The following is a 12,050-nucleotide window of genomic DNA, read 5'->3' on the forward strand; positions in this document are numbered from 1 at the left end:
GCGTCATGTCAACCAAGCACCCGAACGTCGCAGCAGCGCCCTTTGCGCGGGAGGTTACTTCCTATCGCTGGGCCCTGATTCTAGTGACCTGCCTGTTCTTTCTCTGGGGGTTGTCCTATGGACTGCTGGATGTGCTGAACAAGCATTTCCAGGAAACCCTGCATGTCACCAAAGCGCAATCCGGCTTGCTGCAAAGCGCCTATTTCGGGGCCTATTTTTTGATTGCCCTGCCCGCCGGTTTCCTGATGGATAAATACGGCTACAAGGCGGGGATTTTGCTCGGTCTGTGCCTCTATGCCACTGGCGCATTACTGTTCATGCCAGCCGCTGCCGCGCAGAGTTTTCAGTTCTTTCTGTTCGCCCTGTTCGTGATCGCCTGCGGCCTGGGCTGCCTGGAAACTGCGGCCAACCCTTACGCCACGGTGCTGGGTGAGCCGGCCGGGGCCGAACGACGCCTCAACCTGGCGCAGTCGTTCAACGGGCTGGGGCAGTTTTTCGGACCGCTGATTGGCGGCGCGCTGTTTTTCAGTGGTGCCAACAGCACCGACACCACGCAATCGCTGCAAATGACCTACCTGGTGATTGCCGGGCTGGTGTTGCTGGTGGCCATTCTGATTGCACGAACGCCATTGCCTGACCTGCGGGAGCAGGAAGCCGAAGTCCAGCAGCACACCCCTAAAACCCTGTGGCAACACCGCGAGTTCGTCACCGGGGTGATTACCCAGTTTTTCTATGTCGGCGCGCAGGTCGGCGTGGGGGCGTTTTTCATCAACTACGTGACTGAACACTGGGCGCAAATGAGCAGCCAGCAAGCGGCGTATCTGCTGTCGATTGCAATGCTCAGCTTCATGTTCGGACGCTTCTTCAGCACCTGGCTGATGGGCCGCATCAATGCCCAGCGCCTGCTGCTGATTTATGCCCTGATCAACGTCGGGCTCTGCGCTCTGGTGGCGCTCGGCCTGGAAGGCGTGTCGGTGGTTGCGCTGGTGGCGACGTTCTTCTTCATGTCGATCATGTTCCCCACCTTGTTTGCCATGGGCGTGAAAAACCTCGGCCCGCACACCAAGCGCGGCAGCTCGTTCATGATCATGGCCATTGTCGGCGGTGCGCTGTTGCCCTACGTCATGGGCCTGGTGGCAGACCACTCCTCCACCGCCGTGGCCTACCTGTTACCGATGGGCTGTTTTGTGATCGTTGCGGTTTATGCCCGTAGCGCCCTGAAGAAAAACTGATTGCTGTACTCCACAAAAAAAATAATCGGAGCACCTCATGTCAAATCCCGTACTGCAACAGGCGCTAAGCAAGATCCGCTGGCGCATCCTGCCCTTTGTCGCACTGATGTTCGCCATGGCGATCATCGACCGCTCCAATATCGGTTTTGCCAAACACGCCTTCCAGGCGGACACCGGCCTCAGCAATGCGGCATTTGCCTTGGGCGCAGGGATTTTCTTCATCGGTTATGCCGTGTTTGAAGTCCCGAGCAACCTGATGCTGCACAAGATTGGCGCCCGCATCTGGCTAAGCCGGATCATGGTCACCTGGGGCCTGGTGTCGGCGGCGATGATGTTTGCCCACGACGAAACCAGCTTCTACATCCTGCGCTTTCTGCTCGGAGTAGCCGAAGCCGGCCTGTCGCCGGGCGTGGTGTTGTACCTGACCTACTGGTTCCCGCAGAACCAGCGCGGCTCGGCCTACGGCATCTACTACTTCGGCGTGCCCGTATCGCTGATGGTCGGCGGGCCCGTGTCGGGCTGGTTGCTGGAAACAGCCCAATTCGGCCTCACCGGCTGGCAATGGATGTTTGTGACTGAAGGCCTCGCGGCTTCGATCATCGGCGTGTTTGCGTTCTTTTACCTGACCGACAAACCCCGCGATGCCAAGTGGCTGAACAACGAAGAAAAGGCCGCGATCGAGCACGAGCTTGAAAAAGAGCACCTGCAAAAAGCCAACAAGGGACCGTCTTCGTGGCGTACGGCAATGATCAACCCTGTGGTGCTGTACTTCACCCTGATCTACTTCACCATTCAGGTCAGCGTGTATGGCGTGCTGTTCTACCTGCCGACCCGGATCGCCGAACTGCTGGGCACCGGCATTGGCTTGAAGGTCGGCTTGCTGACATCGATCCCGTGGATTGCCACCGTGATCATGCTGTATGCAGTCACCCGCTACGCCGACCGCAAAGGCCAGCAAACCCGCTTCGCCGCCATCATGCTGGCACTGGCTGCTGTGGGCATGGTCGGCTCGACCTTGAGCGGCAGCTTGCCGCTGGTGATTCTGGCGTTCTGCATCGCGGCCGCCGGGTTTATCACTGTGCAACCGTTGTTCTGGACCTTGCCTACGCGCTTTTTGGGGGGAGCGGCGGCGGCCAGCGGGATTGCCGTGATCGGTGCGCTGGGCAACCTGGGGGGCTTCCTCGCACCTACGGTCAAGACCTGGGCCGAGGGCTACTTCAATAACGCCCATGCAGGCATGTACTTCCTGGCCGGGACAGCGTTGCTGGGGGCCTTGATGCTGGTTCGCTCAGCCAGGGCCGGGCGTGAGCCGGGCAAGCGGGTTGAAGCAGGCTTGAGCGTCAAAGCGTCTTCCTAGTCTCTGACACAGGCTGCGATGCATCACCACCGCCTAAAAAAACCGGTTCATTGAACCGGTTTTTTTAGGGCTCTGACTCAGGCCGTTGCGGCCTCGCCTTCCAGTGTCGACGCTGACGCAAGCCCCGTCTTCGGCTCTTTGAGCAACGCGAAGTAAGCGAACGCCGAGCAGACGGCGACCACTGCACTGATCACGAATGCGGTGGAGAACGAGCCGCTCTGCTGCACGCTGAAACCAGTGAGGATCGGGGCGATGGAGCCTGCCAGGTAGCCGCCGAAGTTCTGGATTGAGCCGAATGACGCCACCCGCTCCGAGGGCACGATGGTGTTGACGATCATCCATGCCGTGGCACTGGAGATGTTGATAAAGAACATGGTCAGGCACAGCAACACGACGCAGGCCACGACGTTGGTGGTGAAGGCCACGATCAGGGTGAACAGTGCCCCGCCCAGCAGGCCCAGAATCACCATCAGTTTGCGGCTCGCCAGTACTTTCATGCCGCGTGCGACCAACCGGTCGCAGCACTTGCCGGCGACGATGGTGCCCAGCGCGCCAAACAGGTAGGCCAGCGACACCACCCAGGCGGTGCGGTACAGATCCAGCCCGTGCTCGCGCTCGAAGTAGCCGGGCAACCAGGTGAGATTGAGCCAGATCATGTAGATCACGCCCATGAACCCGAGGAACGCGCCCCAGGTATTGCGATCCTTGAACAGCGAGGTCCAGCGAACTTTCGGTGCTGCCGCTTGCTGCGCCGGCACCGGTTCGGCACGGCCGGTCTCAGCCATGTACTGCGCCTTGCTTTTGTAGAATTTGAACCAGCACACCGCCAGCAGCAAGCCCATGACACCGGTGAGGATGAACATGCCGCGCCAGCCCAGATGCACCATGAACAGGGTCAGCAAAGGCGGTGCCAGGCACGGGCCGATGCAGGTCGAGGACCAGACCCAGCCGGTGGCCGTGCCACGTTCCTGAGTATCAAACCACTCTGATAACGCCTTGGCCGCCGAGGGAAACACCGGCGCTTCGCCAATCCCCAGCAACACCCGCAGGCCGACCAGATGACCGTAGCTGCTGAACAGGCCAAAGGCCGCCTGCGCCACTGACCAGACCACCAGCGATCCGCCCAGCGCCAGTTTGCTGCCCAGTTTGTCGATCAAGGCGCCCAGAGGGAGTTGCGAAAATGCGTAGGCAATTGAAAAGGCCGAGAGCATCACGCCCATTTGCATCGGGCTGATGGCCAGGTCTTTTTGGATGGTGGTGTTAGCGATGGACAGTGCGCTGCGGTCCAGGTAGTTGACCACGCCAATCAGGAACAGGAAAAAAATCGTCAGCGTCTTGTAGCTTTTTATTGTTTTCATAAGCGCCTCTAGTGAGCGATTGCGCCTCTACCTGTCAGGTGGGGCGAGGCTCACTCTAGAGGGCCGCTCAATGGCTGCCTAATCACAAGTTCCCATCAGACGATAACCACGAGTTATCAAGCGCTCTGACGAGCACCACGCAGCGCGTCGGGGCCGCTGAGCAAGGCGTCGATAAAGGCCTGTGCAGACCACCGTGGCGGTTCGTTGCGGCGGGTGATAATGCCGTAATCCGCCAGCACCAGAGGAAACGGCAGCGCCAGGCGGGCCAGGCGACCGGCCTGAATTTCCGGCTCCACCATCGACTCAGCCAGCATCGATACCACGGGGGCCGTCTGCAGCAATTGCATGGTGGTTTGCAGAGAGACCGTTTCTACGGTGTTCTCCGGCGTCTGCATGCCCGCCTCGACAAATGCCCGCTCCAGCCGTGCACGCATCGGGGTGCCGGTGGGATAGACCACCCACGGCCAACTGCCGAGTTCGGCCAGTGGCACCTCGCTGGCACCGGCCAACGGATGCTGGCTGCCAGTGACCAGGCACAGCGGCTCCGGCGCCAACGGCTGGAAATCGAACAGTTCACGGTGCCGGTCGAGCGTAAACCGGGCAACCACCACGTCCAGTTCCTTGTGCTCAAGCATGCTCAGCAAGTTGGCGCTGGTGCCTTCGAGTATTTCCAGGGTCAGCAATGGCCAGCTGTGTTTGACGTCGACAATCGCCGCCGGCACCGCCACCGCCGTGGCCGCATAAATAGTGCCTACCTTGAGCAGGCCATGCCCGCCCTGGCGCAAGTGGTTGATCTGGCCAACGAACTGCTGCGTGTCGTTCAGGGCGATCTGGGCAAACCGGGCCACGTGCCGACCGAGGTCGGTGAGCGACATGCTGCGCGGCAAACGCTGGAACACATCGAAGCCCAGTTGATGCTCGATCTCGCGCAGCATCTTGCTCACCGCCGGCTGGCTGATGCTCATCTCCTGGGCTGTGGCGTGCATGTTTTGCGTGCGTGCGAGGGTGTCGATCAACACCAGATGACGAAAGCGCAGCCAGTTGCACAGTTGATTAAAACCTACGTCCGCCATCCGATAACCTCCGGTTATTAAGGCTTGAGAATATCTCATTGGCGATTATCGGAAAGCAACATTAGGGTGGTGCCGTTGCGCTAAATAATAACAATGGACATCCCCCATGAACCTCGCCAACAAACGCGTTCTGATCACCGCTGCGGCACAGGGTATTGGTCTGGCATCGGTGCTGGCCTTTCGTGACGCGGGCGCCGAGGTCATCGCCACTGATCTGAACATTGAAGCCCTGCAAGACATCCCCGGCATCCAGGCCTTGCCACTGGACGTGACCAGCCCGACAGCCATCGCTGCGACCTGCCAGCAGGTCGGCACGCTGGACGTTCTGTTCAATTGTGCCGGTTACGTGCACAGCGGTGCGTTGCTCGAATGCGACGAACAGGCCTGGCAGTTCTCCTTTGATCTCAATGTCACCGCCATGTACCGCATGATCCGCGCATGCCTGCCCGGCATGCTGGCCGCCGGCGGCGGCAGTATCGTCAACATGGCCTCGGTGGCCTCCAGTGTCAAAGGCGTGCCCAACCGTTTCGCCTACACCGCCAGCAAGGCCGCCGTCATCGGCCTGACCAAGTCGGTCGCCAGCGACTACGTGCGCCAGGGCATTCGTTGCAATGCCATTTGCCCGGGCACGGTGGACTCCCCTTCCCTGCGCCAGCGCATCGCCGAGCAGGCCCGCGAACAAGGGCGCTCGGAGGCTGAGGTGTACCAGGCATTTGTCGACCGCCAGCCCATGGGCCGCATCGGCACCGCCGAAGAAATCGCCCGGCTCGCGCTCTACCTGGCCAGCGATGCCAGCGGCTATACCACCGGTGGCGTGCATGTCATCGATGGCGGGATGAGTAATTAAACGCAGACGCATCCCGTAGGAGCGAGCTTGTTCGCGATGCAGACGACGCGGTTTGTCTGAAGCACCGCGGTGATGCAATCGCGAGCAAGCGCTCTCCCACAAAGAGCATTGATTTCTACGTTTTGGATAAAGGAGCTTTTATGAAACTGCTGCGCTACGGCGAAAAAGGTCAGGAAAAACCCGGGCTGCTGGACGCCCAGGGCAACATTCGCGATGTGTCGGCGCATATCGCCGATGTCGCCGGCAAGGCGCTGGACCCGGCCAGCCTCCAGGCACTTAGCAACATCGACCCTTCAACCTTGCCCCTGGTCCCGGGCTCGCCACGTATTGGCCCCTGCGTCGGACAGGTGGGCAAGTTCATCTGCATCGGCCTTAACTATGCCGACCACGCAGCCGAGTCGGGCATGGCCGTGCCCAGCGAGCCGGTGCTGTTCAACAAGTGGACCAGCGCCATTTGCGGACCGAACGATGATGTCGAAATCCCTCGCGGGTCGACCAAGACCGACTGGGAAGTCGAACTCGGCGTGGTGATTGGCAAGGGCGGTCGCTACATCGACGAAAGTAACGCCATGGAGCACGTGGCCGGTTATTGCGTGATCAACGATGTATCTGAACGTGAATGGCAGCTGGAACGCGGTGGCACCTGGGACAAGGGCAAGGGTTTTGACACCTTCGGCCCGATCGGCCCGTGGCTGGTGACCCGTGATGAAATCACCGACCCGCACCAGCTCGACCTGTGGCTGGAGGTCGACGGCCACCGCTACCAGAACGGCAACACGCGCACCATGGTGTTCCAGATTCCGGCGCTGATTGCCTATTTGAGCCGCTGCATGTCCCTGCAGCCAGGCGACATCATTTCCACCGGCACACCACCGGGTGTAGGCCTGGGCATCCAGCCTGAGCCGGTGTTCCTGCGTGCCGGCCAGCAAATGCGCCTGGGCATCGCCGGCCTCGGAGAGCAATCCCAGCGCACGGTTCAGGCTGACTGATTCACCCGCCGAACACTCTCCACCGACATAAGAACGATAAGAAACAGGAGCAACACATGCGAATTCTCATCACTGGCGGCACCGGCTTTATCGGCAAACAACTGGCTCAGCGCCTGCTCGACCTCAACAGCCTGAGCCTCGAAGGCCAGGCACCGCGCACCATCGAACGCATCGTGCTGTTCGACGCCTTTGCCGGTGAAGACGTGCCCAATGACCCGCGCATCGAGCTGGTCACCGGTGATGTCGCCGACCCGGCAGTGATTGCCCGGGTCACCGATGGCGTGGATCTGGTGTGGCACCTGGCAGCGGTGGTCAGTTCGGCAGCCGAGGCCGATTTCGACCTGGGCATGCAGGTCAACCTGCACGGCCTGATGCTGCTGCTGGAAACCCTGCGCAAACAGGGCAACGCCACCCGCCTGGTTTACGCCAGCGGCTTCGCCGTGTTTGGCGGCACGTTGCCGGAAGTGGTCAATGACGACACCGTCCTCACCCCGCAATCGTCCTACGGCATGCAAAAAGCCGTCGGCGAGCTGCTGGTGGCCGACTATGCGCGCAAGGGCTTTGTCGATGGCCGCGTGCTGCGCCTGCCAACCGTGGCCGTGCGCCCGGGTAAACCGAACAAGGCCGCCTCGACTTTCTTCAGCTCGATCATTCGCGAACCGCTGGTAGGCCTGCCTGCCGTCTGCCCGGTGCGTCCGGATACGCAGGTGTACCTGACGTCGCCACGACGCATCATTGAATCCATGCTGCTCGGCATGACCCTGTCCCCGCAGACCCTGGGCAATCAACGGATCATTCCCCTGCCGGGCGTGACCACCACGGTCGCCGACATGGTCTCGGCCCTGCAACGCGTGGCCGGCGACGATGTGACCAAGCTGATCCGCTGGGAGCCGGACGCCACCATCCAGCGCATTGTCGAAAGCTGGCCAAGCCGGGTTGAGGCGCCGCGTGCCCGCGCCCTGGGCTTTACCGCCGATCCTGATTTCGACGCCATCGTCCAGGCCCACATCGAGGACACCGCTGTCTGACAGCAGTACCCACCTGCAGGAGTGAGCAAGCTCGCTCCTGCAGAAAGCAAACCCCGTTCGCGTTACTCACAACAATAAAAAATCGAGGCCGTGCGACATGACCACCCCATCGCTCCCCGATGTCTCGGACATCGAACAACAGACGATCAAACGCGTAACCAAACGCATGATCCCCTTTCTGGTCCTGCTGTTTGTCGTTGCCTTTCTGGACCGCAACAACGTTGGTTTCGCCGCGCTGCGCATGAACGAGGATATCGGCATCAGCCAGACCATTTATGGCCTGGGCGCGGGTATTTTCTTCCTCGGTTACTTTATGTTCGAAGTGCCGAGCAACATTTTGCTGCACCGCTACGGCGCCCGGGTCTGGATCGCGCGGATCATGGTGACCTGGGGCATCATCGCCGGCGCCATGGGCTTTTTGCAGACGCCGGTGCACTTCATCTCCCTGCGGGTGCTGCTGGGCATTGCCGAAGCCGGGTTCTTCCCGGGCGTGATCTATCTGCTGTCGCTGTGGTTCCCGAGCCGTTACCGCGCCCGCATGATCGCCTCCTTCTACCTGGGCGTACCCATCGCACAAATCATCGGCGCCCCGCTGTCGGTGGGTCTGATGGAAATGGGCGATGCCTGGGGCTTCGTCGGCTGGCGCCTGATGTACATCGTCGAAGCCGTACCGGCGGTGATCCTTGGTGTGGTGTGTTTCTTCTACCTCACTGACCACCCGGCTGATGCTCACTGGCTGACCGAAAAACAGCGCACCTGGCTGATCAACACCCTGGCCCAGGAAGAGCGCAACAAACCGCTGGTGGTGGGCGTTCAACCGACCAAGGGCCAGATGATCCGCAAGGCCCTGTGCAACCGTCAGGTATGGATGCTGGCGCTGGTGTATTTCGGCATCACCTCGGGCTCCAACGCGATGAACTTCTTTATGCCAACAGTGCTGGCATCGTTCCGCGGCACCTTCGGCCTGGAGATCGGCCTGATGCAGAACGGCCTGATCACCGCCATCCCCTACGCCGTCGCCGCCGTCGCCATGATCTGGTGGAGCCGGCGCTCCGACCGTCTGCAAGAACGCCACTGGCACGCGGGCGGTGCCGCCATGCTTGCGGCGCTGTCCATTGCCGTAGCGCTGTGGCTCAACCAGCCGTGGATCATCGTCATCGGCTTCATCCTGCTGGCGATGGGCGTCTACAGCGCGATCAACGTGTTCTGGGCCGTACCGGGGCAAGTGCTGACCGGCGTGGGCGCTGCCGTGGGCATTGGCCTGATCAACTCCATCGGTAACCTCAGCGGCTTCATCGGCCCTTACCTGACTGGCTATCTGTTCACCGTGACCGGCAGCTACACCCCGGGCTTCCTGGTGATTGCTGCGCTGGTCGGCCTTGGTGGTCTGGGCATGGTGATGATGCCGCGCAACAAGGTGTCGCAGATTGGCGCAGAACTGGCCCCGGCCGCAGGAGGTAAAGCATGAGTTTGCCAACCGTAGCCTTTATCGGCACCGGGATCATGGGCCAGCCCATGGCCCGCAACCTGCTGCAAGCCGGCTATCCGGTGCGGGCCTGGAACCGCTCGATCGCCAAGGCCGATGCACTGGCCGGCCACGGCGCCGAGATTTATCAGACCCCGACCCAAGCGGCAAACGGCGCGCAGGTGTTGATCTGCATGCTCAGCGATGGCCCGACCTGTGACCAGGTGCTGTTTGGCGAAGGGGGCGCGGCGCTGGTTCTGGCCCCGGGGGCGCTGGTGATCGTGATGAGTTCGATTCCGGTCGACAGCGCCGTCGAGCACGCCCGGCGTTGTGCCGAACGCGGTCTGCATTACCTCGACGCCCCGGTGTCCGGGGGTGAGCGTGGGGCCCGCGAGGGCAGCCTGGCGATCATGGTCGGCGGCGAAACACCCGCCTTCCACCTCGGTCGCGAGGTACTCGCCGCCATGGGCCGGCCGGTGCATGTCGGCCCGGCCGGTACCGGCGAGCTGTCCAAGCTGGTCAACCAGTTGATCGTTGCCAGCACCATCGCCACGGTCGCCGAGGGCCTGCTGCTGGCCGAACGCGGCGGTGCCGACCCGGCCAAAGTGCATGAAGCGCTGCTGGGCGGGTTCGTCGACTCACCGATCTGGCGCCAGCATGGCCAACGCATGATCAACAACGACTTCACACCCGGCGGTCCGGCCAAATGGCAACTCAAGGACACCCGGACCGCCCTCGCCCAGGCGCAAAAACTGGGCCTGAATCTACCGGTAGGCAGCCTGGTCGACGGACTGTTCCAGGCCATGGTCGAGGCTGGCGACGGCGAACTCGACCATGCCGGGCTGATCCGCCAGCTGCGCCGCAACAACCCATTGCCCGAATAATTTGATGGAGCCTGTCATGACCGATTCAACCCCACGCCGCCTGCGCAGCCAGCAATGGTTTGATGACCCCAGCCACGCCGACCTCACCGCGCTGTACGTGGAACGCTACATGAACCAGGGCCTGACCCGCGCCGAGCTGCAATCGGGTCGCCCGATCATCGGCATTGCCCAGACCGGCAGTGACCTGACGCCCTGCAACCGCCATCACATCGAGCTGGCCAAGCGGGTCAAGGACGGCATCCGTGACGCGGGTGGCATCCCGATGGAATTTCCGGTGCACCCGATCGCCGAACAATCGCGCCGCCCGACGGCGGCCCTGGACCGCAACCTCGCCTATCTGGGCCTGGTGGAAGTGCTGCACGGCTATCCGCTGGATGGTGTGGTGCTGACCACCGGCTGCGATAAAACCACCCCGGCTTGCCTGATGGCCGCAGCGACCACCGACTTGCCTTCCATCGTGCTCTCCGGCGGGCCGATGCTCGACGGCTGGCACAAAGGCCAGCGCATCGGCTCCGGCACCGTGCTGTGGCATGCGCGCAATTTGCTCAGCGCCGGCGAGATCGACTACGAAGGGTTCATGACCCTGACCACCGCTTCATCGCCTTCAATTGGTCACTGCAACACCATGGGCACGGCGCTGTCCATGAACGCTCTGGCCGAAGCACTGGGCATGTCGCTGCCCGGCTGCGCCAGCATCCCGGCACCTTACCGCGAGCGCGGGCAGATGGCCTATGCCACCGGCATGCGTATCGTCGACCTGGTGCGCGAAGACGTGCGCCCGTCGCAGATCATGACCCACGCCGCCTTTGAAAACGCCATTGCCGTCGCCTCGGCGCTGGGCGCTTCCACCAACTGCCCACCGCACCTGATAGCGATTGCCCGCCACAGCGGCATCGACCTGTCACTGGAAGACTGGCAGCGCGTCGGCGAAGACGTGCCGTTGCTGGTCAACTGCATGCCGGCCGGCGAGTACCTGGGCGAAGGCTTCCACCGCGCTGGCGGCGTACCGGCCGTGATGCATGAACTGGACAAGGTTGGACGCCTGCACCGTGACTGCCGCTCGGTGAGTGGCCGGAACATGGGTGAGATCGTGGCCGACGCCATGACCGGCGACCGCGATGTGATCCGCTCCTATGAAGATCCGCTGATGCACCGCGCCGGGTTTATCGTCCTGAGCGGCAACTTCTTCGACAGCGCCATCATGAAGATGTCGGTGGTGGGCGAAGCCTTCCGCAGTACGTACCTCAGCGACCCGTTGCAGCCCAACAGTTTTGAAGCCCGGGCCATCGTGTTCGAAGGGCCGGAAGACTACCAGGCGCGCATCAACGACCCGACGCTGGACATCGACGAGCGCTGCATTCTGGTGATTCGCGGCTGCGGCACCGTTGGCTTCCCGGGCAGCGGCGAGGTGGTGAACATGACCCCGCCGTCGGCGCTGATCAAGGCCGGCATCGATTCGTTGCCGTGCATGGGCGATGGTCGCCAGAGCGGTACCTCGGCGAGCCCGTCGATCCTCAATATGTCGCCGGAATCGGCCGTGGGCGGAGGCCTGTCGCTGCTGCGCACCGGTGATCGTCTGCGCGTCGACCTGAATGCGCGCAGCGTCAATCTACTGGTGGATGAGGCCGAACTGGACGCCCGCCGTCAGGAACCGCTGCCTCCCCTCGCCCCGTCGCAAACGCCGTGGCAAGAACTCTACCGCCAACTGGTCGGCCAACTGTCCACCGGCGGCTGCCTGGAACCGGCAACCCTGTACTGGCGCGTCATCCCGGAAAACGGCCCACCTCGCCATTCTCACTAAGCCCAAGGACGAGCCT

10 protein-coding genes are annotated in these 12,050 nt (G+C 62.1%); 8 read left to right on the forward strand and 2 right to left on the reverse strand.

Going from position 1 to position 12,050, the window contains the following annotated elements; all coding sequences use genetic code 11:
• The first annotated feature begins 5 nt into the window (after positions 1 to 5).
• Positions 6 to 1,232: a sugar MFS transporter gene (locus tag AWM69_RS04090; protein ID WP_218725831.1), complete on the forward strand. Its 1,227-nt coding sequence runs from the start codon at positions 6 to 8 to the stop codon at positions 1,230 to 1,232.
• 37 nt (positions 1,233 to 1,269) lie between these two features.
• Positions 1,270 to 2,589, forward strand: a complete 1,320-nt coding sequence (locus tag AWM69_RS04095) for an MFS transporter (RefSeq protein ID WP_131652760.1) — start codon at positions 1,270 to 1,272, stop codon at positions 2,587 to 2,589.
• Positions 2,590 to 2,666: 77 nt separating this feature from the next.
• Here the strand turns inward: AWM69_RS04095 and AWM69_RS04100 are convergent, their stop codons facing one another.
• Both AWM69_RS04100 and AWM69_RS04105 read right to left on the reverse strand, forming a co-directional pair.
• Positions 2,667 to 3,947 carry an MFS transporter gene (locus tag AWM69_RS04100; protein WP_131652759.1) on the reverse strand — a complete coding sequence of 427 codons (1,281 nt, stop codon included), beginning with the start codon at positions 3,945 to 3,947 and terminating at the stop codon, positions 2,667 to 2,669.
• A gap of 116 nt (positions 3,948 to 4,063) precedes the next feature.
• Positions 4,064 to 5,020: a LysR substrate-binding domain-containing protein gene (locus tag AWM69_RS04105; RefSeq protein WP_218725832.1), complete on the reverse strand. Its 957-nt coding sequence runs from the start codon at positions 5,018 to 5,020 to the stop codon at positions 4,064 to 4,066.
• 106 nt (positions 5,021 to 5,126) lie between these two features.
• On the opposite strand from AWM69_RS04105, the gene AWM69_RS04110 reads away from it, so the two are divergent.
• From AWM69_RS04110 to AWM69_RS04135, 6 genes are all read left to right on the forward strand, one after another.
• Positions 5,127 to 5,867, forward strand: coding sequence for an SDR family oxidoreductase (locus AWM69_RS04110; RefSeq protein ID WP_218725833.1), 741 nt, complete (start codon positions 5,127 to 5,129; stop codon positions 5,865 to 5,867).
• Positions 5,868 to 6,007: 140 nt separating this feature from the next.
• Positions 6,008 to 6,856: an ureidoglycolate lyase gene (locus AWM69_RS04115; RefSeq protein ID WP_218725834.1), complete on the forward strand. Its 849-nt coding sequence runs from the start codon at positions 6,008 to 6,010 to the stop codon at positions 6,854 to 6,856.
• A gap of 56 nt (positions 6,857 to 6,912) precedes the next feature.
• A complete protein-coding gene (gene denD, locus AWM69_RS04120) occupies positions 6,913 to 7,884 on the forward strand; it encodes a D-erythronate dehydrogenase (RefSeq protein WP_131652755.1) in 972 nt (323 codons plus the stop codon).
• A 97-nt stretch (positions 7,885 to 7,981) separates the two neighbouring features.
• Positions 7,982 to 9,352, forward strand: a complete 1,371-nt coding sequence (locus AWM69_RS04125) for an MFS transporter (RefSeq protein WP_131652754.1) — start codon at positions 7,982 to 7,984, stop codon at positions 9,350 to 9,352.
• Positions 9,349 to 10,233, forward strand: a complete 885-nt coding sequence (locus AWM69_RS04130; protein WP_218725835.1) for an NAD(P)-dependent oxidoreductase — start codon at positions 9,349 to 9,351, stop codon at positions 10,231 to 10,233. Before AWM69_RS04125 ends, AWM69_RS04130 begins: the two co-directional genes overlap by 4 nt.
• Before the next feature lie 16 nt (positions 10,234 to 10,249).
• Positions 10,250 to 12,034 carry an IlvD/Edd family dehydratase gene (locus tag AWM69_RS04135; protein ID WP_218725836.1) on the forward strand — a complete coding sequence of 595 codons (1,785 nt, stop codon included), beginning with the start codon at positions 10,250 to 10,252 and terminating at the stop codon, positions 12,032 to 12,034.
• Positions 12,035 to 12,050 lie beyond the last annotated feature (16 nt).

It is taken from the genome of Pseudomonas sp. D1HM (genome assembly GCF_019266105.1).
GTDB lineage: Bacteria > Pseudomonadota > Gammaproteobacteria > Pseudomonadales > Pseudomonadaceae > Aquipseudomonas > Aquipseudomonas taetrolens.

Coding starts and splice junctions, on each gene's coding strand:
- AWM69_RS04090 (WP_218725831.1), top strand. CDS start 6: ATGTCAACCAAGCACCCGAACGTCGCAGCAGCGCCCTTTGCGCGGGAG.
- AWM69_RS04095 (WP_131652760.1), top strand. CDS start 1,270: ATGTCAAATCCCGTACTGCAACAGGCGCTAAGCAAGATCCGCTGGCGC.
- AWM69_RS04100 (WP_131652759.1), bottom strand. CDS start 3,947: ATGAAAACAATAAAAAGCTACAAGACGCTGACGATTTTTTTCCTGTTC.
- AWM69_RS04105 (WP_218725832.1), bottom strand. CDS start 5,020: ATGGCGGACGTAGGTTTTAATCAACTGTGCAACTGGCTGCGCTTTCGT.
- AWM69_RS04110 (WP_218725833.1), top strand. CDS start 5,127: ATGAACCTCGCCAACAAACGCGTTCTGATCACCGCTGCGGCACAGGGT.
- AWM69_RS04115 (WP_218725834.1), top strand. CDS start 6,008: ATGAAACTGCTGCGCTACGGCGAAAAAGGTCAGGAAAAACCCGGGCTG.
- denD (WP_131652755.1), top strand. CDS start 6,913: ATGCGAATTCTCATCACTGGCGGCACCGGCTTTATCGGCAAACAACTG.
- AWM69_RS04125 (WP_131652754.1), top strand. CDS start 7,982: ATGACCACCCCATCGCTCCCCGATGTCTCGGACATCGAACAACAGACG.
- AWM69_RS04130 (WP_218725835.1), top strand. CDS start 9,349: ATGAGTTTGCCAACCGTAGCCTTTATCGGCACCGGGATCATGGGCCAG.
- AWM69_RS04135 (WP_218725836.1), top strand. CDS start 10,250: ATGACCGATTCAACCCCACGCCGCCTGCGCAGCCAGCAATGGTTTGAT.